General features: G+C 55.3%; 26 protein-coding genes and 1 other RNA gene. 18 read left to right on the top strand and 9 right to left on the bottom strand.

All coding sequences use genetic code 11. The features are described from left to right. The first annotated feature begins 27 nt into the window (after positions 1–27). From ACRQ84_RS12720 to sstT, 3 genes are all read left to right on the top strand, one after another. A complete protein-coding gene (locus tag ACRQ84_RS12720; protein WP_483817926.1) occupies positions 28–1014 on the top strand; it encodes a Gfo/Idh/MocA family protein in 987 nt (328 codons plus the stop codon). 271 nt (positions 1015–1285) lie between these two features. Continuing rightward, positions 1286–2257 (top strand): TerC family protein, encoded by a 972-nt coding sequence (locus ACRQ84_RS12725; RefSeq protein WP_483816281.1) that lies wholly within the window; start codon positions 1286–1288, stop codon positions 2255–2257. Between the two features lie 230 nt (positions 2258–2487). Further along, complete coding sequence (gene sstT / locus ACRQ84_RS12730) at positions 2488–3729, top strand: serine/threonine transporter SstT (protein ID WP_483816282.1); 1242 nt, start codon at positions 2488–2490, stop codon at positions 3727–3729. 72 nt (positions 3730–3801) lie between these two features. Here the strand turns inward: sstT and ACRQ84_RS12735 are convergent, their stop codons facing one another. From ACRQ84_RS12735 to uxaC, 3 genes are read right to left on the bottom strand one after another with little or no spacing between them, the layout of a single operon-like run. Beyond that, the gene (locus tag ACRQ84_RS12735; RefSeq protein WP_483816283.1) at positions 3802–5292 is read right to left on the bottom strand and encodes a UxaA family hydrolase; all 1491 of its coding nucleotides are present in this window, start codon (positions 5290–5292) and stop codon (positions 3802–3804) included. 4 nt (positions 5293–5296) lie between these two features. After that, positions 5297–6745 (bottom strand): tagaturonate reductase, encoded by a 1449-nt coding sequence (locus ACRQ84_RS12740; RefSeq protein WP_483817927.1) that lies wholly within the window; start codon positions 6743–6745, stop codon positions 5297–5299. A gap of 2 nt (positions 6746–6747) precedes the next feature. Beyond that, positions 6748–8163: a glucuronate isomerase gene (uxaC, locus tag ACRQ84_RS12745; protein ID WP_483816284.1), complete on the bottom strand. Its 1416-nt coding sequence runs from the start codon at positions 8161–8163 to the stop codon at positions 6748–6750. 372 nt (positions 8164–8535) lie between these two features. Between uxaC and ACRQ84_RS12750 the strand changes: the two genes are divergently transcribed. From ACRQ84_RS12750 to ACRQ84_RS12795, 10 genes are all read left to right on the top strand, one after another. Then, positions 8536–9837, top strand: a complete 1302-nt coding sequence (locus ACRQ84_RS12750) for an MFS transporter (protein WP_064738429.1) — start codon at positions 8536–8538, stop codon at positions 9835–9837. Positions 9838–9925: 88 nt separating this feature from the next. Next, entirely contained in the window at positions 9926–10699 is a 774-nt protein-coding gene (gene exuR, locus ACRQ84_RS12755; protein WP_483816285.1) for a transcriptional regulator ExuR, read from the top strand. A 334-nt stretch (positions 10700–11033) separates the two neighbouring features. Next, complete coding sequence (locus tag ACRQ84_RS12760; protein ID WP_064738427.1) at positions 11034–11711, top strand: DedA family protein; 678 nt, start codon at positions 11034–11036, stop codon at positions 11709–11711. Continuing rightward, positions 11708–12076 carry an EnvZ/OmpR regulon moderator MzrA gene (gene mzrA, locus ACRQ84_RS12765; RefSeq protein ID WP_483816286.1) on the top strand — a complete coding sequence of 123 codons (369 nt, stop codon included), beginning with the start codon at positions 11708–11710 and terminating at the stop codon, positions 12074–12076. The genes ACRQ84_RS12760 and mzrA overlap by 4 nt, the downstream gene beginning before the upstream one ends. A gap of 174 nt (positions 12077–12250) precedes the next feature. Further along, positions 12251–12622 carry a DUF1090 domain-containing protein gene (locus tag ACRQ84_RS12770; RefSeq protein WP_155726371.1) on the top strand — a complete coding sequence of 124 codons (372 nt, stop codon included), beginning with the start codon at positions 12251–12253 and terminating at the stop codon, positions 12620–12622. Positions 12623–12657: 35 nt separating this feature from the next. Then, positions 12658–12963 (top strand): ElaB/YgaM/YqjD family protein, encoded by a 306-nt coding sequence (locus ACRQ84_RS12775; RefSeq protein ID WP_007890363.1) that lies wholly within the window; start codon positions 12658–12660, stop codon positions 12961–12963. A gap of 2 nt (positions 12964–12965) precedes the next feature. Continuing rightward, positions 12966–13364, top strand: a complete 399-nt coding sequence (locus tag ACRQ84_RS12780) for a phage holin family protein (RefSeq protein WP_196762318.1) — start codon at positions 12966–12968, stop codon at positions 13362–13364. After that, positions 13361–13645, top strand: a complete 285-nt coding sequence (locus ACRQ84_RS12785) for a YqjK-like family protein (protein ID WP_064738423.1) — start codon at positions 13361–13363, stop codon at positions 13643–13645. The genes ACRQ84_RS12780 and ACRQ84_RS12785 overlap by 4 nt, the downstream gene beginning before the upstream one ends. Positions 13646–13851: 206 nt before the next feature. Next, positions 13852–14262, top strand: a complete 411-nt coding sequence (locus ACRQ84_RS12790) for a DoxX family protein (protein WP_064738422.1) — start codon at positions 13852–13854, stop codon at positions 14260–14262. 80 nt (positions 14263–14342) lie between these two features. After that, positions 14343–15317, top strand: coding sequence for a glutathione S-transferase family protein (locus tag ACRQ84_RS12795; protein WP_483816287.1), 975 nt, complete (start codon positions 14343–14345; stop codon positions 15315–15317). Between the two features lie 39 nt (positions 15318–15356). Here the strand turns inward: ACRQ84_RS12795 and mdtI are convergent, their stop codons facing one another. From mdtI to rsmI, 4 genes are all read right to left on the bottom strand, one after another. Beyond that, positions 15357–15686: a multidrug/spermidine efflux SMR transporter subunit MdtI gene (gene mdtI, locus ACRQ84_RS12800; protein WP_483816288.1), complete on the bottom strand. Its 330-nt coding sequence runs from the start codon at positions 15684–15686 to the stop codon at positions 15357–15359. Continuing rightward, positions 15673–16023, bottom strand: a complete 351-nt coding sequence (mdtJ, locus tag ACRQ84_RS12805; protein WP_064738419.1) for a multidrug/spermidine efflux SMR transporter subunit MdtJ — start codon at positions 16021–16023, stop codon at positions 15673–15675. Before mdtJ ends, mdtI begins: the two co-directional genes overlap by 14 nt. 397 nt (positions 16024–16420) lie before the next feature. Then, an RNA gene (gene rnpB, locus ACRQ84_RS12810) (RNase P RNA component class A) lies at positions 16421–16799 on the bottom strand. A 33-nt stretch (positions 16800–16832) separates the two neighbouring features. Further along, entirely contained in the window at positions 16833–17696 is an 864-nt protein-coding gene (gene rsmI, locus ACRQ84_RS12815) for a 16S rRNA (cytidine(1402)-2'-O)-methyltransferase (RefSeq protein ID WP_064738418.1), read from the bottom strand. Positions 17697–17758: 62 nt separating this feature from the next. On the opposite strand from rsmI, the gene ACRQ84_RS12820 reads away from it, so the two are divergent. The 4 genes from ACRQ84_RS12820 to dolP are packed head-to-tail and all read left to right on the top strand — an operon-like array spanning position 17759 to position 21322. Further along, on the top strand, positions 17759–19780 hold the full coding sequence (locus tag ACRQ84_RS12820; protein WP_483816289.1) for a penicillin-binding protein activator: 2022 nt from the start codon (positions 17759–17761) through the stop codon (positions 19778–19780). Continuing rightward, on the top strand, positions 19738–20133 hold the full coding sequence (locus ACRQ84_RS12825; RefSeq protein ID WP_064738416.1) for a YraN family protein: 396 nt from the start codon (positions 19738–19740) through the stop codon (positions 20131–20133). Before ACRQ84_RS12820 ends, ACRQ84_RS12825 begins: the two co-directional genes overlap by 43 nt. Before the next feature lie 14 nt (positions 20134–20147). Then, positions 20148–20735 carry a DnaA initiator-associating protein DiaA gene (gene diaA / locus ACRQ84_RS12830; protein WP_007890352.1) on the top strand — a complete coding sequence of 196 codons (588 nt, stop codon included), beginning with the start codon at positions 20148–20150 and terminating at the stop codon, positions 20733–20735. 14 nt (positions 20736–20749) lie between these two features. Next, positions 20750–21322, top strand: a complete 573-nt coding sequence (gene dolP, locus ACRQ84_RS12835) for a division/outer membrane stress-associated lipid-binding lipoprotein (RefSeq protein WP_064738415.1) — start codon at positions 20750–20752, stop codon at positions 21320–21322. A gap of 90 nt (positions 21323–21412) precedes the next feature. On the opposite strand, the gene ACRQ84_RS12840 is transcribed toward dolP, so the two are convergent. Next, on the bottom strand, positions 21413–22114 hold the full coding sequence (locus ACRQ84_RS12840; RefSeq protein WP_064738414.1) for a pirin family protein: 702 nt from the start codon (positions 22112–22114) through the stop codon (positions 21413–21415). 129 nt (positions 22115–22243) lie between these two features. Here ACRQ84_RS12840 and ACRQ84_RS12845 point away from each other — a divergent pair, with 129 nt between their 5' ends. Next, complete coding sequence (locus tag ACRQ84_RS12845) at positions 22244–23143, top strand: LysR family transcriptional regulator (RefSeq protein ID WP_064738413.1); 900 nt, start codon at positions 22244–22246, stop codon at positions 23141–23143. A gap of 51 nt (positions 23144–23194) precedes the next feature. Here the strand turns inward: ACRQ84_RS12845 and ACRQ84_RS12850 are convergent, their stop codons facing one another. Further along, a complete protein-coding gene (locus ACRQ84_RS12850; RefSeq protein WP_064738412.1) occupies positions 23195–25105 on the bottom strand; it encodes a BglG family transcription antiterminator in 1911 nt (636 codons plus the stop codon). Positions 25106–25129: the final 24 nt, after the last annotated feature.

The raw sequence follows: 25129 nt of genomic DNA on the forward strand, positions 1-25129 counted from the left end.
CGTTTTACTTTAGCAGGAGAGCAGCACGTGATTCGTTTCGCCATCGTGGGAACTAACTGGATTACCCGCCAGTTTATCGACGCCGCGCATGAAACCGGCAAGATGAAGTTGAGCGGCGTTTATTCACGTAATCAGCAGCAGGCCGATGCCTTTGTGGTGGATTACCCCTGCAAGCTGACCTTCACCTCACTGGATGAACTTGCCGCCAGCAGTGAAATCGATGCGGTGTATATTGCCAGCCCGAATGCGTTGCACAGTGAACAGGCGATACTGTTTATGTCGCACGGTAAGCATGTGATTTGCGAGAAGCCGATGGCGTCTAACCTGCGTGAAGCCGAGGCGATGATTGCCTGCGCACGTCAGCATCAGGTGGTGCTATTCGAAGCCTTTAAAACCGCCAGCCTGCCAACGTTCCTGCAACTGCAAAAAACACTGCCACAGCTGGGTAAACTGCGTAAGGCATTAATCAATTACTGCCAATATTCGTCGCGTTATCAGCGCTATCTTGATGGTGAGAATCCGAATACCTTTAATCCGCAATGGTCGAACGGCTCGATCATGGATATCGGCTTTTACTGCCTGGCCGCGGCCGTCACCTTGTGGGGCGCACCGCAACAGGTGAAAGCGCAAGCTTCCCTGCTGGAAAGTGGCGTTGATGCGCATGGTGTGGTGGTGCTGGGCTACGGCGACTTTGATGTCACCTTGCTGCACTCAAAAGTTAGCGATTCACTGATTCCGAGTGAAATTCAGGGTGAAGCGGGATCGCTGGTGATTGAAAAGATCGCCGAATGCCAGCAGCTGCGCTTTATTCCACGCGGCGGTGAGAGCCAAAACCTGACGCAGCCGCAGCACATCAATACCATGCTGTATGAAGCAGAGATCTTTGCCGGATTAGTTGAAGCCGGTGACGTTGAGCACGCGGCGTTAGAAACCTCGCGCATTACGGCGGCGCTGCTCACCGAAATCCGCCGCCAGACGGGCGTAGTATTCCCGGCAGATCGGGCTGAAGTGTAAATATTGCAAAACATTTCCGCAGCCTCTTGAAAGCGATGATTCAACTCCGTATGTTGAGCGCTGCAAAGGGGAGTAACTTGTAAGCTGATTGATCGTCATTACGATGCGCTATGTAACATGCAACACGCATCCGGTCGTCAGGCAACCCGGAATCTATTCTGCGTTGTAAGTGAGACCTTGCCGGAAGGCGAGGTTTGCTTGCAGCACGATCAAAGCGGCTGACGTCTTCTGACCTCAGCCGCTTTTTTTATGTCTGGAAAAGGATACGACTATGCACTCAGTGGGCACACCGTTACTTTGGGGCAGCTTCGCTGTCGTAGTGATCATCATGCTGGCGATTGACCTGCTATTACAGGGCCGACGCGGCGCACAAACCATGTCATTCAAGCAAGCGGCTATATGGTCGCTGATTTGGGTCTCCGTTTCACTGCTGTTCAGCGCCGCTTTCTGGTGGTATCTCGATGGCACCGCCGGGCGCGAAGTCGCTACCGCGCAAACCCTTGCGTTCCTTACCGGTTACGTATTAGAGAAAGCGCTGGCGGTTGATAACGTCTTTGTCTGGCTGATGCTGTTTAGCTACTTCGCTGTTCCAGCCAACCTACAGCGTCGTGTACTGATTTATGGCGTATTAGGCGCGATTGTGCTGCGTACCATTATGATCTTCGCCGGTAGCTGGCTTGTGGTGCAGTTCAGCTGGATTCTGTATATCTTCGGCGCCTTCCTGCTGTTCACCGGCCTTAAAATGGCGCTGGCGAAAGAGGAAGATGACAGCGCGGTCGGTGATAAGCCGGTGGTACGCTGGTTGCGCAAGCATCTTCGTATGACCGATAGCCTTGACGGTGAGAAGTTCTTCACCCGCAAAAACGGTGTGCTGTTCGCCACGCCGCTGCTGCTGGTGCTGATCATGGTCGAACTGAGTGACGTGATTTTCGCCGTGGACAGCATCCCCGCGATCTTCGCGGTGACCACCGATCCGTTCATTGTACTCACCTCAAACCTGTTCGCGATTCTCGGCCTGCGTGCCATGTACTTCCTTTTAGCCAACGTGGCTGAGCGCTTCTCAATGCTGAAATATGGCCTGGCGATTGTGTTGGTGTTTATCGGTATCAAGATGCTGATCGTCGAGTTCTATCACATTCCAGTCGGCATCTCGCTGACGGTGGTGGGCGTGATTCTCGGCGGCACGCTGCTGATCAACGCCTGGGTGAACCACAGAAACGACCAGAAGAAGATCTCACCATAATCTTCTGCAGGGGCGCTAATCGCCCCTGCTTTGTTTCGCCAGTGGCAACCTTCGCCTTTTATATATCTGTCACACTTCCCATCATCAGCAGATCAAAAAACCGATCTGCTGCGCATGCACAGAATTATCTCTTTCTTCATAAGCTCTTTTCCTTATACTCCGCCGGGCAAACCGTTGCGCGTGGTGGAACCGCGCACAACACTCATGACCGCGAATAAAAAGACTGTGATATGCAAAACAACTTTATTGGACGTCTGGGCGCGCTGTTCGCAGGCAGCCTGGTAAAACAAATCATGATTGGCCTGGTGGCGGGCGTGGCGCTGGCGTGGTTCTCGCGCGATGCCGCATTAGCCGTTGGCTTGCTGGGTGAGCTGTTCGTGCGGGCGCTGAAAGCCGTCGCGCCGCTGCTGGTTTTGGTGCTGGTTATCTCCTCGATCGCCAACCATCAGCAGGGACAGAAAACCAATATCCGCCCGATCATCATGCTGTATCTGCTCAGCACCTTTTTTGCTGCCGTGGTGGCGGTGATCTTCAGCCATCTGTTCCCACAGACGCTCTCGATGAATGTTGGAGCCACGCAAATCACGCCCCCTTCGGGCATTACCGAAGTGCTACACGGCTTGCTGATCAGCATGGTTTCCAATCCGATTGAAGCACTGATGAACGCCAATTACATCGGCATTCTGGTGTGGGCGCTGGGCTTAGGTCTGGCGTTTCGTCATGCTAGCCCCAGTAGCAAAGCGTTTCTCAATGATGCGTCCAATGCCGCAACCTGGGTGGTACGCTGTGTGATCCGCTGTGCGCCGCTGGGGATTTTTGGCCTGGTGGCATCTATCCTCGCCTCAACCGGCTTTGATGCCATCTGGGAATACGCCAATCTGCTGGCGCTGCTGCTCGGCTGCATGCTGATTATGGCGCTGGTAATCAACCCGATGTTGGTGTTCCAGAAGATCCGCCGCAATCCCTATCCGCTGGTGTTTACCTGCCTGCGAGAAAGTGGCGTCACCGCGTTCTTTACCCGCAGTTCGGCGGCGAATATCCCGGTGAATATGGCGCTGGCTAAGCGTCTCAATCTGGATGAAGACACCTATTCGGTATCGATTCCGCTTGGTGCCACCATCAGCATGGCGGGTGCATCGATCACCATCACCGTGTTGACGCTGGCAGCGGTGCATACGCTGGGCATTTCGGTGGATGTACCGACTGCGATTCTGTTGAGCTTGGTGGCTTCGCTGTGTGCCTGTGGCGCATCCGGCGTGGCTGGCGGTTCGCTGCTGCTGATTCCAGTGGCCTGCAATATGTTTGGTATTCCGAACGACCTGGCAATGCAGGTGGTTGCAGTGGGCTTTATTATTGGTGTGCTGCAGGATTCCGCCGAGACCGCATTGAACTCCTCGACGGATATTCTGTTTACCGCAGCCGTATGCCAGGCCGAAGCCGAGCGTGAGCCGCGTCGTACGGTCTCCGAATAATCATTGCCCCAGGTCGCCATAAATGGCGACCCTACGCGAATCCGTAGGGTGCGCATTGATGCGCACCGGGTTTTAAAGCGTCACGCCACTTTTAAAGATGGCTAACTCGCGGAAATCATTCGTTTCATTCCGCGCCGGTTGGCCATTGGCAATCGCCACAATCATATCGACGAAATCCTCCAGCATCTCCGTCATGCTCATGCCTTCGATCAAACGCCCGGCATTGAAATCGATCCAGTGCGGCTTCTTCTCAGCCAGCTGCGTATTGGTGGCGATTTTAACCGTCGGCACAAAACCGCCGTACGGCGTGCCGCGGCCGGTGGTAAACAGCACCATATGACAGCCCGCCCCCGCCAGCGCGCTGGTTGCCACAGCATCATTACCCGGGGCACTTAATAGATTCAGTCCCGGCGTATGCAAGCGCTCACCGTACTTCAGCACATCCACCACCTGACTTTGGCCAGCTTTCTGCGTGCAGCCAAGTGACTTCTCTTCCAGCGTGGTGATGCCGCCCGCTTTGTTGCCCGGTGACGGATTTTCGTAGATTGGCTGCTGGTGATCGATAAAGTAGCGTTTGAAGTCGTTGATCATCGCCACGGTCTTTTCAAAGGTGGCTTCATCGCGGCAGCGGCTCATCAAAATACGCTCGGCACCAAACATCTCCGGCACTTCGGTCAGCACCGTGGTACCACCGTTAGCAATCATCTGGTCAGAGAAACAGCCGAGCATGGGATTGGCGGTGATACCGGAAAAACCATCCGAACCGCCGCACTCCAGACCAAACTTCAGCTCGCTGAGTTTGCCCGGCTGACGTTGATCCGCGCGCATCGCAGTGTAAAGTTCGTGCAGGCGTTCCAGCCCGGCTTCCACTTCATCGTCCTGCTTCTGGCACTCCATAAACTGCACGCGATCGCTATCGAAGCCACCGAGCGTTTCCCGGAACACATCGACCTGGTTGTTCTCGCAGCCAAGGCCAATCACCAACACTGCGCCAGCATTGGGATGGCGCACCATATTTTGCAACATGGTGCGGGTGTTCTCGTGATCCTGTCCAAGCTGCGAACAGCCAAACGGATGGCTGAACAGGTGCACGCCATCAATGCCTTCGGCATCGTTGGTCTCTTTCATAAAGCGCGTCAGGATTTGCCGCGCGATGCCATTTACGCAACCCACGGTGGGCAGGATCCACAACTCATTACGGATGCCGACTTCTCCGCTGGCGCGGCGATAGATCTGCACGTCACGGTCGCCTGCTTGCGGCGGCAGCTCAAGGAAATCGGGCTGATAATCGTATTCGTCTACATCGCTCAGATTGGTGCGCGCGTTGCTGGAGTGGATAATCTCACCCGCCGCAATCGGCTGGGTGGCATGAGCAATGGGCAAACCGTATTTGATCACCAGCGCGTCTGTGGCTAAAGGCTGCAGCGCAAACTTATGGCCGCGCCCAACCTCCTGCTGCAAGGTGATCGCCTGTTGATTGATTTCGACCTGGGTATTGGCTGGCAAATCGCGCAACGCCACAGCAACGTTGTCGCGTGAATGTATTCTAATGGCATCTTGCATAGCGTTATCTCAGTTGTGTCAACGCCGTCCGCATCCCGTGGACGATGATGTTTTGCAGGTGTTGGCTGACCGCAGCCACTAATCCGGGCCGCTGAGTGAGATCTTCGCCCCAGTGATTGGCATCGCTCAGTACCGCGCGTACCAACTGCTCCGGAGTCTGTTTATCGTTCTGTACTGCGGGCCACAGTTCAGCAAAACGCTGCAGCCAGTGTTCGTCATCCTGCAGTGGCCAGTGACGTTCGCCCTCTGCACCACGATAAAAAGCCAGCAGCGCGGCAAAGGCGAAGGTCAGGCGCGAAGGCCACTGCCCGTTTTGCTGCTGCGACAGTAAAAGCTGCGGCAGCAAACGGGTGCGAAATTTGGTCATGCTGTTGAGGGCGATTGAGAGCAACGCATGACGAATAAACGGATTACGGAAACGGCGCTGCACTGCGTCGGCAAAAGCGTGCAGCTCATCGCGCGGCAGATCCAGCGTCGGGATGACTTCCTCGCGCAGCAGCGCCTCGACGAAGCCAGCAATCTGCGCGTCATCCATTGCTTCACCGACGCTCTCCAGCCCGGCCTGAAACGCCACCGGCACCAGCGCGGTGTGCGCGCCGTTGAGGATTGCCACTTTCTGCGCTTTGTACGGCGTGATGTCATCCACCAACTTCACTTCCGGTGCCAGCGTGTCGAGCTTCAGCTCTTGCGCCAGCATGTTTGGCCCCTGAATCACAAACTGGTAATAGACTTCGCCCGCCACCAGATAGCGATCTTTGTAGCCCAACTGCGCTTCGATCGCCGCGCTATCCGCCGGATAACCGGTGACAATACGGTCCACCAGCGTGTTGTAGAACGCACAATGATCCTGCACCCAGCGGGAAAACTCCGGCGGCAGCTGCCACTGTTTGCTGTAGCGCAGCACCAGTTCACGCAGCGTATCGCCGTTGTAATCGATCAGTTCACACGGCACCACCAGCCAACCTTTATCGCTGGCGCCGGCAAAATGGTTGAAGCGCGCCCACAGCAGCTGCGTGAGTTTGCCGGGAAAAGATGAGGCGGGCGCATCGTCCAGCCGATCCTGCTCAGCGAAGGCGATGCCCGCTTCCGTAGTATTGGAGAAGACAAAGCGCATTTGTGGCGCGCGTGCCAGCGCAAGGAATTCGTCAAACTGTTGATAAGGTTGAATTTCACGATTCACGCTGCGGATAAGGCGAGCTTCACTTACCTGCTCGCCCGCCGCATTGAGCCCGCGAATCAGCGTGGTGTATAAGCCGTCTTGCTGATTCAGCGTCTCTTCCACCACGCGGTTGCGCGGCCGTACCACCACTACGCCCGCATCGGTGTTGTGATGCTGATTGAGCCAGTCGAGCTGCCAATCAATAAAGGCGCGCAGGAAGTTACCTTCACCAAACTGGATGACGCGCTCGCTATAGTGCGCGCCGGGGAAATTGTGGCGGTTGAGGTGCTGCATCATTAGGCTCCCAGCTCAATGCCGAAGTAATCGCGCGCATTGTTGAAACTGATGTTCTGTACCATCCGCCCTAACAACGCCTCGTCGGCCGGCGCTTCGCCGCGCGCCACCCAATTGCCCATCATTTGGCACAGCAGGCGACGGAAATATTCGTGGCGCGTGTAGGAGAGGAAGCTGCGGCTGTCGGTTAGCATGCCGACAAAGCGGCTCAGTAGGCCAATTTGCGCTAACTGCGTCATCTGCCGCTGCATGCCATCCAACTGATCGTTGAACCACCACGCCGAACCAAACTGCATTTTGCCCGGTTCGCCTTCGCCCTGGAAATTGCCCGCCATGGTGGCCAGCACTTCATTGTCGCGCGGGTTAACGCAGTAAAGGATGGTTTTTGGCAGCGCATTATTGCGGTTTTGCGCATCCAGCAAGCGCGCCAGCGGAATCGCCAGCGGCGCATCGTTAATCGAATCGAAGCCAACATCTGGGCCAAGCAGATCGAACTGACGACGATTGGCATTACGCAGCGCCCCAATGTGGTACTGCTGCGCCCAGCCGCGGCGTGCATATTCGCTGCCGAGCCATACCAACACCGCGGTTTTAAATTGGGCCGTCTCTTCAGCGGAAGGCGCAGCACCTTGCAGACGGCGCGCCAGAATGCCATCCAGCGTGGCTTCATCCGCTTCAGCAAACACCACCACATCTAACGCGTGATCGGAGATTTTGCAGCCATGTGCAGCGAAGTGATCAAGTCGCAGACTTAAGGCGCGGCGCAGATCGTCAAAGCGCAGCACGCTGACATCCGCCACTTGCTCTAAGCGCTGAATCCACGGCAGGAAACTCGCCAGTTCAATGTTGAAAGCTTTGTCCGGACGCCAGCTCGGCAGCACTTTAACGTCAAAGCTGCTGTCCTGCGCCAGCTTGCGATGATGCTGTAAGTCATCAAGCGGATCGTCCGTCGTGCCGACCATTTTCACTTTCATCTGCTGCATGATGCCGCGCGCGCTGAATGCGTCCTGCGCCAGCAATTCATTGCACTGCTGCCAAATACGCTCAGCGCTCTGTTCGTTCAGCAGCACATCGGTAATGCCGAAAGGACGACGCAGTTCGAGGTGTGTCCAGTGATAGAGCGGATTTCCGATGGTATGCGGCACGGTACGCGCCCAGGCGTTAAATTTCTCACGATCGCTGGCATCGCCGGTGCATAACGCTTCCGGCACGCCGTTCGCTCGCATCGCACGCCATTTGTAATGATCGCCTTTCAGCCAGATGTCATAGAGGTTGGTAAAGCGGTAATTATCGGCAATCTGCTGCGGCGGTAAGTGACAGTGATAGTCGAAAATCGGCTGGTCTTTAGCGTAGTTGTGGTACAGACGACGGGCGAACTCGGTATCGAGTAGAAAATCCTCACTCATAAAACGCGACATACCTGCTTCCTCATTTTATAGCCAGATGGCTTTACCTAAAAGTTATCATACCAATTCAAGCAAACGGCAAAATTGTTTGCGATGCGACTCACAATAATGACAGTTTCACTGTGGGTATATGGACATCCCTGTTGTGAATATGGCGTTAAATGGCTGTTTTAGCGATCTTTAGTCCTTACACACACGAGCTGCAAGGTTTATGTGATGGCATTCAACTTTTGAGGCTGTATAACAAGTTAACCTCTCGCCCCGTTGCTACCGGACTTTATGGCACAGGCAAGGAACTGCGGGAGTGGACGGCATTGTTCACGCTTTCCCGCTCCAGATAACTACAGCGGTAAATCCGCAACGACAGACTGGATGAGGTTAATAATGCGTAAGATCAAAGGGCTACGCTGGTATATGATTGGGCTGGTGACGCTGGGCACCGTGCTCGGTTACCTGACGCGCAATACCATTGCCGTCGCCGCCCCCACGCTGGAAACGCAGCTGGGTATCACTACACAACAATATTCTTATATCGTCGCCGCTTACTCGGCTTGCTACACCATCATGCAACCGGTGGCCGGTTACGTGCTGGATATGCTCGGCACCAAAATCGGCTATGCGGTATTTGCCGTGATGTGGGCAATCTTCTGTGCGGCCACTGCGATGGCGGGCAGTTGGGGCGGCTTTGCGCTGGCGCGCGGCGCGGTGGGCGCAGCAGAAGCAGCCATGATTCCTGCCGGTTTAAAAGCCAGTAGCGAATGGTTCCCGGCCAAAGAGCGTTCTGTCGCGGTGGGTTATTTCAACGTGGGATCGTCGATTGGCGCAATGCTGGCACCGCCGTTAGTCGTGTGGGCAATCATGGCGCATAGCTGGCAAATGGCGTTTATTATCACCGGCGTGCTGAGCATGGTGTGGGCAATCTGCTGGCTGGTGTTTTACAAGCATCCCAAACAGCAAACCAAGCTGAGCGATGAGGAGCGTCACTACATCATTGCCGGCCAGGAGCTACAGCATCAAACCGGCAACAATAAGAAGATGTCGGCGCGCCAGATCCTGCGCAATCGTCAATTTTGGGGCATTGCGCTGCCGCGTTTCCTCGCAGAACCGGCATGGGGAACCTTTAACGCGTGGATTCCCCTCTTTATGTTCAAGGTGTACGGCTTCAATCTGAAAGAGATCGCTATGTTTGCCTGGATGCCAATGTTGTTCGCCGATCTCGGCTGCATCGTTGGCGGCTACTTGCCACCCCTGTTCCAGCGCTGGTTTGGCGTCAATCTCATCGTTTCGCGCAAGTTGGTGGTCACCATGGGCGCGGTGTTGATGATTGCTCCGGGCACCATCGGTTTGTTCACCAGTCCCTATGTCGCCATTGCGCTGCTGTGCGTCGGCGGATTTGCCCATCAGGCGCTTTCTGGCGCGCTGATCACCCTCTCTTCAGATGTGTTTGGCCGTAACGAAGTGGCTACCGCGAATGGCTTAACCGGCATGGCGGCCTGGACGGCGAGCACCATGTTTGCATTGGTGGTGGGTGCGCTGGCCGATACGCTGGGTTTCAGCCCGCTGTTTGCGGCGCTGGCGGTGTTTGATCTGTTAGGCGCAGTTGTCATTTGGACTGTTCTTAAAAACCAACCGGTTTCTGAACTCGACGATCAGCCTGCCGTGCCATCCGCCGCGGTAGGCACATAAGCTCATCGGGCTGGCATCAGCCAGCCCATTTCCTCTGTGCGACTGAAGTGGTATAACAACTCAACTTTTTTTCACAGCGGACCGCGCAATGGACCTGACCGAATCACGACGCCTCTATCAACAGCTTGCTAGCGAGCTTAAACGCCGCATTGAAGCAGGCGACTACCGCGTCGGCGACAAACTGCCTGCCGAGCGTCTGATCGCGGAAGAGATGCAGGTGAGCCGAACCGTGGTACGTGAAGCGATTATCATGCTGGAAGTGGAAGGTTATGTGGAGGTGCGTAAAGGCTCCGGCATTCACGTGATCAGCAGCCAGCAGCAGAATCGCGTGGTGACGTCGAGCCAACTGGAGTTCGCCAATTTTGGCCCCTTCGAGTTATTGCAGGCGCGTCAGCTGATTGAAAGCAACGTGGCCGAGTTTGCCGCCACGCAGGTGACGCGTCAGGATATCGTGGCACTGATGGCGATTCAGGAGAAAGCGCGTCAGGAAGACCATTCTCGCGATTCTGCGTGGGATATGGAGTTTCATGTGCGCATCGCGCAATCCACACAAAACAGCGCCTTAGCGGCGATTGTCGAAAAGATGTGGCTGCATCGCCTGCATAATCCTTACTGGCTGAAGCTGCATGAACACATTGATGCCAAAAATATCACCAGCTGGTGTGACGATCACGACCAGATCCTCAAAGCCCTGATCCGCAAAGATCCCGCCGCCAGTAAGCTGGCAATGTGGCAACATCTGGAAAATACTAAACAGATGCTGTTTAACGCCACCACTGACGATTTCGAATTCAACGTCGACCGTTACATGTTTGCGGAAAATCCAGTCATCCTTCCAGAAGGTAGCGACAACGCACGCTGATCCTGCTTATTTTTCAGGCGTTTTGCTGACGAAAAAGTCAGTTAGTCTGCAATAGTGTCAGCTCATGTAAAGCTCCTTTTGACCACCTGCGTCTAAAGGTAAAACTCCTGTGCGGCAGGCACTTTCCCCTGTCTGGATAACGTTATTTTTGTTACAGTTATCGCCCTTTTATTACCCTTTGCGACAGGGCTTTAAAAAGTCGCTGATTTAACAATCAATTCTGGAAGGATCCGGAAACTCCTGCTCAGGCTGCTTATCTAAAATGTATAACCAACGCCAGTCTGCGCCTAAGCCCCTCACGGGCACGTTTAACAATGATGTTCAGGAATGATTGATGGATATTTTGCAAGCATTGCTGCATGCCTTATGGCAGCAGGATTACGAAATGCTCTCCGACCCAACATTGGTTTGGGCTATTTATGGCGTGCTGTTCATGATTCTGTTTCTGGAAAATGGACTGCTGCCCGCCGCCTTTCTACCGGGCGACAGTTTGCTGATTCTGGTCGGTGTCCTGATTGCGAAAGGCACGATGGGTTTCCCGCTGACTCTGCTGATTCTGACCACCGGCGCCAGCCTTGGCTGCTGGGTGAGCTACATTCAGGGCCGCTGGCTCGGTAATACGCCCACCGTACAAAATTGGTTATCGCATTTGCCGGCGCAATATCACCAGCGCGCGCACGCCTTGTTTCATCGCCACGGCTTATCAGCCTTGTTGATTGGTCGTTTTATTGCCTTTGTCCGCACCTTGCTTCCCACCATCGCCGGGCTTTCTGGCCTGAGTAATGCGCGCTTCCAGTTCTTCAACTGGGTAAGTGGCTTCCTGTGGGTGCTAATCCTGACCGTGTTGGGCTTCGCACTGGGCAAAACCCCGATTTTCCGTCGTTACGAAGATGAGTTGATGTTGTGCCTGATGCTGCTGCCGCTGGTGCTGCTGGTGATTGGCCTGGTCGGTTCTTTAGTGGTGCTATGGCGTAAACGTCAATCAACGCGTAACGGGAATTCACAGTCATGATTAACCTCCGTGGATTCCCAAGGCGTTTCCTGCCTTGGGTGCTAGGCGGCGCGTTGGCGCTGCTGGCGGTCTGTTTCGTGCCGAATTTGATGCAGCACGAAACCGTGGTGCAAATCCGTGTCGCGAATAGCGGCACCAATTTGCCCGATGGTTTTTACCTCTATCAGCAACTTTCCGCGCAAGGCGTGCGTATCAAAAGTATTACGCCTTCTGGCGATGCGCTGGTGATTCATTTTGAGAATGAAGAGCAGAGCCTGGCAGCACAAAAAGTGTTGCGACGCCTGTTGCCACAAGGCTTTGTCGTGGCGGCGGGTCCGCAGGCGTCACAGCAATATCCAGACGCCAATCGCCCCACTTACAGCTAAATTTCACCGCTTGACGTTAAGCCAGGCGGTGAGCTAATCCTCGCTATCCCCGCGTCTTCTTTGAATTTTTTCATCTGCTGTCTATTCTTAGAGGTAGCGTAAGCCTAAGACATGCTGGGAAGCCCCTCCTGTCTGATCTCTGGCAGGTTATTAACAATGGAAGGTCACAACCTGATGAAACGTCAATTACTGCTAGGTGCTATTCTTTTCTCACTCTCGGGTTCGCTGCTGGCGGCTGAATCGCTCTGCCAACAAAAAGAGCAGGACATTCAACGTGAGATCGATATGGCGAAGCAGCATAACAACCAGCGCCGCGTAACCGGGCTGGAGCGCGCATTGACCGAAGTCCGTGCAGGCTGCACCGATGAGAAATTGAAATCTGCACAAAGCGAACGCATCGCTGAGCAGAAGCACAAAATCGCCGAGCGTGAGCGTGAGCTGAAAGAAGAGCGTCAGGACGGTGACAAGGACAAAATCGAGAAGCGCGAACGTAAGCTAGAAGAGGCGCGGCACGAACTGAAAAAGCTTGAAGCTGAGCCTTATTAATCGGACTTAACTAAATGCTGTAAAAGGAGATTTCCATGGCTAAAGAAACAACATCTGAACATCTGCGCGCTGAATTGAAAAATCTGGCTGATACCCTGGAAGAAGTGCTGAGTAGCTCAGCAGATAAATCCAAAGGTGAGCTGGACAAACTGCGTCATAAAGCGCGCGGTGCTATTGAAAGCTCCCGTGAACGCCTCGGCGATTCCGGCGAACGTATTGCACAAACTACGCGTGAAGCGGCGGAAAAAGCGGACGAATACGTGCGTGATAATCCGTGGCACGGCGTGGGTATTGGTGCAGCGGTAGGTATTCTCATCGGCATTCTAATCTCACGGCGTTAATGATGAGTGATAGTCAGCAAAGCCACGGCCCCGGCAAAGGGGTCTTTAACATCGGTCAACGGATAGTTACCACGCTGGTCAGCATGGTCGAGACGCGTGTCCGACTGGCCATTGTGGAACTGGAAGAGGAGAAGGCAAACCTGATTCAGATGCTGATGATGGTTGGCCTCACCATGCTGTTTACCGCTTTCGGTCTTATGAGCCTGATGGTACTGATCATCTGGGCGGTAGATGCGCAATATCGCCTGATGGCTATTGCTATCACCACCGCGGTACTGTTTGCGTTGGCGCTGATCTTTGGTTTGTGGACGTTGTACAAGTCACGCCAGTCAACGTTGTTACGCCACACCCGTAAAGAGCTGGATACCGATCGTAAATTGCTGGAGGAAGATCGCTCATGAGCCGCCGCGAACGTGAAGCACGCATTCACGAACTGCTTAATCAGGTGCAGCAACAGCGACTCGATCTCAGCGCCGATGGACGCGATTGGCTAGCCAGCACCGCGCAATACGATCGTGGCTGGCTGACCTTCATTGGCATGCGCCGCTACCTGGCAATCGGGAGCAGCGCATTGGCCATCTGGTCGATTCGCAGCCCCAATCGCCTGCTGCGCTGGGCCAAGCGCGGCTTCGGCGCCTGGAGCACCTGGCGCATGATCAAATCCACCTTAAATACACGCTAATCCCTCTATTTAAAACCGGATCGTAAAGGTTCGGTTTCGCCCCCTCAAATTTACTGAACAACATTGACAGTATATCTCGCTTACAACTATTCCAACCTGCGATTATTATCTCCCTCCATCAGCCCACTGAACTAAAACAGCCGGTTCAAGGGGATTCAAAACCCGCAGGCCAACAACCTGCAACAAAAACCTTGTTGGAGTAGATGATGAAAAAATTCGAAGACTCAGGCCTGCTGGTAGCACGCGTATTGATGACCATTCTGTTTATCACCGCAGGCTGGGGCAAAATCACCGGTTATGCGGGTACCGCACAGTACATGCAGGCGATGGGCGTCCCTGGCTTCCTGCTGCCACTGGTTATCCTGCTGGAGTTCGGCGGCGGCTTGGCCATTCTGTTCGGTTTCCTGACGCGCTTTACCGCACTGTTCACCGCGGGTTTCACCCTGCTGACGGCGTTCCTGTTCCACAGCAACTTTGCGGAAGGTGTTAACCAGCTGATGTTCATGAAAAACCTCTCCATCGCCGGCGGTTTCCTGGTGTTGGGTCTGGTAGGTCCAGGGGCTTACAGCATTGACCGTCTGATTCGTCAGCGCGTCCAGCCAGCGGCCGCACGCTAAGCAGCATAAGCGTCCGAGAACACATATACTGAATGACAGGGGCGGGGATTTTCCTCGCCCTTTTTTATTATGGAGGGCTTATGGGACAGCTGATTGACGGTGTCTGGCATGACACCTGGTACGATACGAAGTCAACCGGTGGCCGCTTCAAACGCTCTGACGCCGTCTGGCGTAACTGGGTTACCGCCGATGGCAGCGCCGGCCCAACCGGCCAAGCGGGCTTCGCTGCTGAACGCGGTCGTTACCATCTTTATGTCTCTCTTGCTTGCCCGTGGGCGCATCGCACGCTGTTAATGCGCCAGCTCAAGGGACTGGAAGAGATGATTTCGGTTTCGGTGGTACATCCGCTGATGCTGGAAAACGGCTGGACCTTCGACACCAGTTTCCCTGACGCCACTGGCGACGCGTTGTATCAAAAAGAATTTCTCTATCAGCTCTATCTGCACGCCGATGCGCACTACACCGGTCGCGTCACCGTGCCGGTGCTGTGGGATAAAACTCAGCAAACCATCGTCAGCAATGAATCCGCCGACATCATGCGTATGCTCAACAGTGCGTTCGATGCGCAAGGTGCCCGCGCGGGTGACTATTATCCCGCCGACCTGCGTGAAAAGATCGATGAGGTGAACAGCTGGGTTTACGACACGGTAAACAACGGTGTTTATAAAAGCGGTTTTGCTACTTCGCAAGCAGCCTACGATGAATCCGTTACATCGCTGTTTCACTCCTTAGCGCGTCTTGAGCAGATTCTCGGTCAGCATCGCTATCTCACTGGCGATCAACTTACCGAAGCCGATTTGCGCTTGTGGACTACGTTAGTGCGCTTTGATCCGGTCTACGTCACCCACTTTAAGTGCGACCGCCATCGCATCAGTGATTACCGTAACCTCAGTGGCTTCCTGCGCGACATCTATCAGATGCCCGGCATCGCTGACACGGTTAACCTGCCGCACATCCGCCATCACTATTATTGCAGCCACAAAACCATTAACCCAAGCGGTGTGATCTCGCTGGGCCCAGCCTTTGACTGGGATGAGCCACACGGCCGGGATTGAGGGTAATCTTCACCTCTCCGGTGGAGAGGTGAAGCTTTTTCAAGCGAACTTAATCAGCACCATACCGATTAACAGCAATCCCACACCCAGCCAACCGGTGCGGCTCAGTCGCTGGCCGAATAAAATCCAGCCGGCCGCCACCGTGGCCACTAATCCCAGCCCGCCCCATAATGCATACGCGACGGTGAGATCGATGCCTTTCACCGCCTGCGCCAGCGCACTGAACGCCGCCAGCACAGCAACCAGCGATAACACGCCAAATAGCGGACGGCGAAAACCATTAGAATATTTCAGGAAGATATTGGCGACGATTTCCAGACCAATAGCCAGCAACAGCCACGCGATGTGTATCCAGTTAAACGTTGCCATGGCGCAGCTCCTTGCGACTCAACGTACCTAATTTGATTAGGACAATGCCGAGGATCAGCGTTAGCAGTCCGGCGACTTTGACGACAGATAAGGTCTCATCAAACAACAGCACGCTGAACAGCGTAATAAACAGAATACCCACGCCCTCCCACATGGCATACGCCACCCCAAGGGCAATACGCTTAATGGCAAAGGATAAACAAATATAAGAAAGTGCGATCATTACCAGCATAAAAATATAACCGGCGTTGCCGCCGTTAACGCTGGCCCATTTCATCGAGACGGTACCAATAATTTCCGCGGCAATCGCCAGCGCTAATAAAATCCAATACAGCATAATTTCTCTCCTGAACGAGAAATAAACGCCACCCACGCGAAAATAGGCGTGTGAGCCGAATTAATGTAAAAAGTCAGAAAGGAGAGAACGGAACTAAAGCGCGAAACGCCAGTGCTGATCGCAGATTGGGCAGTTTAAAGCAGGGAAAGAAGAAGAGAATAAAGCCTTATTTGGCGCGAAAATTTTGTCCATAAAATTACAACTTATCCACGTTGTTGCTTCTCATCAGTGTGGATTAAATTTGTCCTCGGTGGTTAAACACGCGCTTATTCTGGCATAGCCGCAATAATGTTTTCCGGGATTTTCATTTCTTTACGTGGGCGCGATTAATTAATTTACTTGCTCATCCCACCCCAGAAAACACAAAACCCGCCGAAGCGGGTTTTGTGTTTAAAAAAGTCGAAACTGACCGATAAGCCGGGTTCTGTCGTGGACAGTCATTCATCTAGGCCAGCAATCGCTCACTGGCTCAAGCAGCCTACCCGGGTTCAGTACGGGCCGTACCTTGTGAACCCCTATTTGGCCTTGCTCCGGGTGGAGTTTACCGTGCCACGAACTGTTGCCAGCCGCGCGGTGCGCTCTTACCGCACCCTTTCACCCTTACCTGATCCCATTACTGGGCCATCGGCGGTTTGCTCTCTGTTGCACTGGTCGTAGGCTTGCGCCCCCCAGGCGTTACCTGGCACCCTGCCCTATGGAGCCCGGACTTTCCTCCCCTTTGCCCGTCTCCCCCCGAAAGAGGACGACGACAAAGCGGCGACTGTCTAGTCAGCTTCGGCGCGGGATAATAGGCGATCCGCCGCCATTTGTCACGCCTCTTGCTGCTCCAGCGCGTACTTATATAGTGCGTTCTTCTTCACGCCATGAATTTCCGCCGTCAGCGCGGCGGCTTTCTTCAGGGGCAGCTCTTTTTGCAGCAGCGCCAGCGTACGCAACGCCTCAGCCGGCAGCGCTTCTTCATCGGCTTTGTGGCCTTCAACAATCAGCACCATCTCACCTTTACGACGGTTTTCATCTTCCAGCACCCACGCCAGCAGTTCGCCCACCGGCGCGCCCTGCAGCGATTCCCAGGTTTTGGTTAATTCACGCGCCAGCACCACATAGCGCTCGCCGCCCCACACACTGACCATATCTTGCAGGCTATCGATCAGGCGATGAGTCGATTCATAGAAAATCAGCGTACGCGGCTCCTCGCCCAGCGCACGCAGCACATCGCAGCGTCCTTTACTTTTAGCCGGTAGAAACCCTTCGTAACAGAAACGATCGGACGGTAACCCCGCCGCGCTTAATGCTGTAATCGCTGCGCAGGCGCCTGGCAATGGCACTACGCGCACGCCAGCTTCACGACAGCGACGCACTAAATGGTAGCCGGGATCGTTGATTAACGGCGTACCCGCATCAGAGACCAGCGCAATGCTCTGGCCCTCTTGCAGCTTGGCTAACAGTACCTCAGCTTTCTGCTGTTCGTTGTGGTCGTGAAGTGCGAAGAGTCGCGCATTGATGGCGAAATGTTGTAGCAACAGCCCGGTATGACGTGTATCTTCCGCTGCGACTAGATCGACGCTCGAGAGCACCGTCAACGCTCGTTGAGTGATATCACCCAGGTTACCGATCGGGGTAGGAACGATATAGAGCGTGCTGGCAGAAATCTCTGCCCGATCGAGTTGTTTCATTGTTTCATCCGAATTGCCGATTTAATATTGAGCATCTTGAAAAAAACATCACTGGATACAGTATGCTTCCTTCAAAAGTCGTACGTCATAAAGCAGGACGCTTAGTACCTGTTCTTCTCGCTGGGCTGATTTTAGCCGCATGTAGTGGTCAGGGACCGCAACAAACCTCTAACGTCAATATTCAGGGTCCTGCGACTGGCCGGTCTGACTATTATCTGCAACAGGTGCAGCAAAGCAGCGATGATAGCAAGACCGACTGGCAATTACTTGCCATCCGTGCCCTGTTGAAGGAAGGAAAGTATCCGCAGGCGGCTAATCAGCTGAATCAACTGCCGCAACAGCTGAGCGATGTGCAACAGCAAGAACTGCTGCTGCTGCGTGCGCAAATGCAGATTGGTCAGCAGGACTATAGCGGCGCACAACAGTTGCTCGGTAAGGTAAAAAGCGGCGATCTGTCGCAGGATCAGCAGGTGCGCTACTACGCGCTGCAAATCGCGGCGGCCCAGAATCGTCCTTCACTGCCGCTGCTGCGTGCCTATATTGCTCAGGAACCGCTGCTGAAAGGCGTTGATCACCAAAGTAATATCGATGCAACCTGGCAAGCGCTGACGCAAATGACGCAGGATCAGATCAATAGCCTGGTGATTAATGCTGACGAAAATACGCTGCAAGGCTGGCTCGATCTGCTGAATACCTGGCGCACGAACAGCCAGGATCCGCAGATGTTGAAAGCGGCGATTAAAGACTGGCAGACGCGCTATCCGCAGAACCCAGGCGCGAAAATGCTGCCCACTCAGCTCAGCCAGGTGCAAAACTTCACTAAAGCGTCGACGAATACCATCGCGTTGCTGCTGCCGCTCAATGGCCAGGCGCAGGTGTTTGCCAACGCGATTCAGAAAGGCTTCACCGATGCACGCAATGGCGTGCTCAACGCGCCCGCGCCGCAAGCCGCGCCAGCAGCACCTGCCGCCGACGATGCCAGCGCGCAGACGCCAGCCGACACTAACAGCGTTGTCAGCCCAGCCGTTGCAGGGAATACACCACCGCAAACCGAGCAGCCGCAGCCAGCCGCACAACCGGCTGCCGCGCAAGGCGACAGCAATGCGCAGGTGAAAGTGTATGACACCAGCAGCCAGCCCATTGCGCAGGTGATGCAGCAAGCACAGCAAGATGGCGCCACGCTGGTGGTCGGCCCGCTGCTGAAAAACGACGTAGAACAAGTGGTCAACAGCCAAACCCCACTTAACGTGTTGGCGCTTAACGAGCCAGAACAGATCCAGAACCATCCGAATATTTGTTACTTTGCGCTTTCTCCTGAAGACGAAGCACGCGATGCCGCGCACCATATCTACGAGCAGGGCAAACGCCAGCCGTTGCTGCTGGTGCCGCGCAGCAGTTATGGCGATCGCATCAGCAAAGCGTTCGCGCAAGAGTGGCAAACGCTGGGTGGTTCAACCGTACTGCAGCAGCGTTTCGGCGGCGTCGGCGAACTGAAGCAAGGGATCAACAGCGGCGCCGGTATCGCGTTAAGCGGTACACCGCTGAGCGTTGAGCCTGCACCATCGCAGAGTGTAGCGATTGCTGGCCTGACGATCCCAGCGCCGCAATCCAGCGCACCGGCGCCAACGGCAGATGCCAGCAGCGGCAGCGTTGATGCGGTGTACATTGTTGCCAGCCAGGATGAGCTGCAGCTGATCAAACCAATGATTGCGATGCGTACCAGCAGCCGTAACAATACTGCGCTGTACGCCAGTTCACGTAGTGCGCAGGCGGGCGCAGGTCCGGACTTCCGTCTGGAGATGGATGGACTGCAATTCAGCGATATTCCGCTGCTGTCCGGTAACAATCCCGGCCTGATGCAGCAAGCGGCGAAGTCGTTCAACAACGATTATTCGCTGGTTCGCCTTTATGCGATGGGCATTGATGCCTGGACGCTGGCGAATCACTTTAACCAGATGCGTCAGGTGCCAGGCTTTGCCATTGATGGCAACACCGGCAAGCTGAACGCCGACACGGATTGCGTGATCAACAGGAAGTTGGCATGGAACCAGTATCGTCAGGGACAGATCGTTCCGGTGCAGTAAACCGCCAGCGCATTGGCGCTGAGCAGGAACAACTGGCGCGCCGTTTTCTGGAGCGCGCCGGACTGCAGTGGTTCGCCAGCAATGTCCGCTGTCGCAGCGGGGAAATTGACCTGATTATGCGCGACGCCGATTGCTGGGTTTTTGTTGAAGTGCGCTATCGTCGCGATGCGCGCTACGGCGGTGCCGCCGCCAGCGTAACGCGCCAGAAACAACAAAAGCTGCTGCGTGCTGCCGCGCTCTGGTTGCTGGCGCGTGGCGGCAGTTTTGATACGGTGAATTGCCGTTTTGACATCATTGCCATTACCGGGCGTGAGCTGGAGTGGCTGCCCGATGCCTTTAATGCCGATGGATAGAACCAGGTGGTCTTGTGCAGGACAGAATTAAAGCGTGTTTTACCGAAAGTATTCAGACACAAATCGCCGCAGCCGAAGCGCTGCCCGATGCGATTTCTCGCGCCGCGATGACGCTGGTGCAATCGCTGCTGAACGGTAACAAAATCCTTAGCTGCGGGAACGGTGCTTCGTCGGCCAATGCCCAGCATTTTGCCGCCAGCATGATTAACCGTTTCGAGACGGAGCGCCCTAGCCTGCCTGCGCTGGCACTGAGCGCCGATAATGTGATGCTGACGGCGATTGGCAACGATCGTCTGCACGATGAAATTTACGCCAAGCAGGTTCGCGCGCTTGGTCAGGCTGGTGATGTGCTGCTGGCCATTTCCACCCGTGGCAACACCCGCGATATCGTCAAAGCGGTTGAAGCTGCGGTTACCCGCGATATGACCATCGTTGCGTTAACCGGCCACGATGGCGGTGAACTGGCGGGCCTGCTCGGTCCGCATGATGTGGAAATTCGCATTCCATCACATCGTAGTGCGCGCATTCAGGAAATGCATATGCTGACGCTGAACTGCCTGTGCGATTTGATTGATAACACTTTGTTCCCACACCAGGAATGACTGAAGGAGCTCAAATGAAAGCATTGAACGCTGTCGCCATTCTCTTCACGGCCCTGCTGCTGCAAGGCTGTGTTGCCGTGGTTGCAGGCGGCGCTGCCGTCGCCACCAAAACCGCCACTGACCCGCGCACCGTGGGTACGCAGGTAGATGACGGTACGCTGGAGCTGCGCGTCTCTAACGCACTGGCAAAAGATGAGCAGATTAAAAACCAGGCACGCGTTGTTGTCACCGCCTATCAGGGCAAAGTGCTGCTGACCGGTCAATCGCCAACGCCAGATCTGGCGAGCCGCGCTAAACAGATCGCCATGGGCGTAGACGGTGCAACCGAGGTATATAACGAAATCCGTAGCGGACAGAAAGTCAGCCTCGGCACCTCGTCATCCGATACCTGGATTACCACCAAAATCCGCTCGCAGCTGCTGGGCAGCGATCAGGTGAAATCTTCGAACGTCAAAGTGACCACCGAAAACGGTGAAGTGTTCTTGCTGGGTCTGGTCACAGCAGAAGAAGCGAAGGCGGCGGCCGATGTTGCCAGCCGTGTGAGCGGTGTGAAGCACGTGACCACGGCCTTCACCATTCTCAAATAAACGTTATTGCACATTATCAGGGCGACTTTGGTCGCCCTTTTTTATGCTGCACGGTTTGATGCGCAATAGATTGCGCCGCGACAAAAGATGTTATGCAGGCAGATCAATCACCAGCGCGCGCAGCGGCGTTCTGGCCTGCAGGCTAATCTGGTTCTCATCGCTAAGAAACGCGCCGTCGCCGCAGCTCAGCGGCTGCTGATTGGCGCTGCTCGCCTGCACATCCAGCGAACCATGAATCGATTGCAGATAAGCGCGCGGCCCGTGTAATTTCACCGTGTACTGCTCGCCCGGCGCTAACGTCACCTGATGCACCCAAACCTGCTGGCGCAACTGCAGGCTGCCCTCCGCACCATCGGGTGAGGCGATCAACACGCTGGTTTGCTGCGGCAGTTCGAGCTTCTGCAACAGCGGATTTTCACGCTCCGGGCAGGCAGCCAGCCACAGCTGCATACGCGTAAGCGGGCGATCTTTGCTGATGTTGATTTCGCTGTAATTCACCCCCTGACGCGCAGAGAGCAGCATCGCCTCGCCTTCACGCGCAATCAGGTGATTGCCTTCACTGTCGCGGTACTCGGCTTCACCTTGGAGCACCAGATTCAGCACATCGACCTGCGGATAACTGCGCGGCTGGAATGCGGCGCCCGGCGCCAGAATTTCCTGGTTAAGCACGCGCAGTGACGCGTAGCCCATTAATTTTGGATCGAAATAGTGGCCAAATGAGAAGCTGTAGCGCGCCTGCAACCAACCGAAATCGGCCTGGCCACATGCGGACGCGCAGCGGGTTGTCATCATGATAATCCTCCGACACGCTGCGGTGAGATTCGACCGCAGGCTTGATGGGATTATGGTAAAAGTCTGGACGCCGGATTGTAAGCCAGTTAATCTGCCCGGCATGTTCAAATTTACTGACAGAGAATCGGCATGGCAAAAGACCGCGCGTTAACCCTTGAAGCTTTACGTGTGATGGATGCTATTGACCGCCGTGGCAGCTTTGCCGCTGCGGCCGATGAACTGGGTCGCGTCCCTTCCGCGCTGAGTTACACCATGCAGAAGCTGGAAGAGGAGCTGGATGTGGTGCTGTTTGACCGTTCCGGCCACCGCACCAAGTTCACCAATGTGGGTCGCATGCTGCTGGAACGTGGCCGCGTGCTGCTCGAAGCCGCCGATAAACTCACCACCGATGCTGAAGCGCTAGCGCGCGGTTGGGAAACGCATCTCACCATCGTGGCCGAAGCGCTGGTTCCTACCGAACGTCTGTTTCCACTGGTAGAAAAGCTGTCAGAAAAAGCCAATACGCAGATTTCGCTGATCACCGAAGTGTTAGCCGGTGCCTGGGAGCGGCTGGAACAGGGACGCGCCGATATCGTTATTGCCCCGGATCTGCACTTTCGCGCCTCAACCGAAATCAACACCCGCAAGCTTTACAGCATTATGAGCGTCTACGTTGCCAGCCCGGATCATCCGATTCATCAGGAAGCTGAGCCGCTGTCAGAAGTGACGCGCGTAAAATACCGCGGCATTGCGGTAGCGGATACGGCGCGCGAGCGACCGGTGCTAACGGTGCAGTTACTGGATAAGCAGCAGCGTCTGACGGTAAGCAGCATGGATGATAAACGTCGCGCACTGCTGGCAGGTTTAGGCGTGGCGACGATGCCCTATCCGATGGTGGAGCAAGATATCGCCGAGGGGCGTTTACGCGTGGTGAGCGCAGAGTATACGCGCGAAGTGGATATTATTATGGCGTGGCGCCGCGACAGCATGGGCGAAGCGAAAGCCTGGTGTTTGCGTGAGATTCCGAGGTTGTTAGCGAAGCGCGGATAATCTGATTGAGCAGGTCGCCATTCATGGTGACCTCGTTGCAAACCGCACCGTTCACAACCGGCTCAAACAATCGATCGCCACCGCTTTAAAGCTGACAAAATCCGCGCAATCGCGCAGCCGCGTCGTCGCCCTTTCGCGCAGGAAGGTGACGAACAGATCATAAATCGCCATCGCCTCTTCGTATTCGCTTTTGCTGATCGCCAGCAGGAAAATCACTGACGCGGTTTCCTCACCCCAGCTGACGCCGTGCGGCGCCAGCACCGTGTAGACCACGGTTTTCTGCGCCAGCAAACCAAGTGAATGCGGCAGCGCGATGCCTTCGCCGAGCAGGGTGCTGACGATCGCTTCGCGCTCCTCCACCGACGGATAGAAATCCGCATCGACAAAACCTTCGCTTTCCAGCTGATTGCACAGCAGGCGGAACAGATCCGACTGCGCCATCGGCTTATCCAGCACCATAAAGTGCTGCGCGTCGAAGTACTTCTCCAGCATGTAAGGACGCGTGCGATCCACCAGCACCAGCTTACCGAGCTGCTCCAGCTGGAATTCGGTCGGGAACGGCGACATCACCACAATCGGCTTGTTCTTCTCGCTCAGCCGCGCAGTGGAAACGACGAAGTCTTCATCAATATGCTCGCGTAGCTCGTAGTCGCGCTGCGACAGCCGCGCCGTAACCACTAACTGTGGATATTTGCGCAGCAGCAGCGCCTCAATCATGCGCAGCGTTGAGTTGCCGCTGTCGCACACCAGCAATACCTGCGGATGGCGCTGATAGCCAACTTCGTAATGCCTCTCTAGCCCCACGCCGATATGCAGTACCAGAAAACCGATCTCGTTTTCGCTGATGGTGTAAGGCGTGTATTTGCCCCAGCTGGTTACCGCCGCCAGCGTCACATCGTAGGCCATTGGATAGTGCTGCTTAATGTTGCTCAGCAGCGGATTGGGGATATGGATCTGATAGCGTACCCGCGTGATCATGGTTTTGATATGGGTGCGCAGGTCGGCGCGCAGCTGTTCATCGTGCTGCAGTCGATAGTTGTAATGGGTGTTGATGTAATTCAGCAGGTAATCGACCAGCGCATCGGCATCGTCGGCATTAATGGTGCTGGGTGCCAGCGCCTGAATCTGCCGCGCAGCGATATTGACCCGCAGCCAGTTCTCTTCCGCCTGTGAAATCGGCTTGCCGACCAGCGGGCGCATCAGGTTAATCAGGTCGTGTGCCGCTTCGCGCACTTCCTCACCCACATCTTCTGCCCCGGGATCGTTAAGCGGGAAACCTTCGCTAATACGCCGCACCGCCACCGCGCAGTAGATTTGTAAATAACGATCGCCTTCATCGCTAAGGCGAATCGCGTGCTGGGCAAAGCACTGTTGCAGCAAAGGTTCGAGCTGCGCCAGCATGCCGCTGTGTAATGCTTCCACCGTCAGCAGCGGGCTCTCCGGCGTTTCCTGGTCGATCTGCCACAGCAAGTCAGTTAAGCAGGTGCGGATCGCCGCCTCGCTGCCAAACAGCTTCATACCGTAATGCGGTTTGGTTTCGATATTAAGGTGATAACGGCCGAGCCATTCGCGAACGATCGCCATATCGCTTTGCAGCGTGGCGCGGCTAACGAACCACTCTTCCGACAGATCTTCCAGCTTGATGGAATAGGCGGCGGTGAGAAAGCGCGTCAGCAGATAACGCACGCGCTCCTGCGACGTGCGCGGCACCCGCAGCGGCGTGGCGCTCTCTTGCTGTAAGCGACCAAAGCGCGCCGCATCGTCAATTTTGAGTTGATATCCCGCGCCGCGTGCCAGTACAAACTGCGCGCCGTGCTGTTCCAGCAGCGCGTTCAGCGCGGTGATATCGGTGCGCACCGTGCGCGTCGAAACGGAAAAGCGGCGTGCCAGTTCGTCCTGCGGCAGGGTTTCATTTTGCAGCGCAGCGAAAAGCTGGGTCAGACGCTGATTGGGAAATCTCACGGAGCCTCACCTGTTACTCATTTG

Origin of the sequence: Pantoea sp. E2023-21 (assembly GCF_051302795.1) — a bacterium.
In the GTDB taxonomy this organism is placed as follows: Bacteria; Pseudomonadota; Gammaproteobacteria; order Enterobacterales; family Enterobacteriaceae; genus Pantoea; species Pantoea ludwigii_A.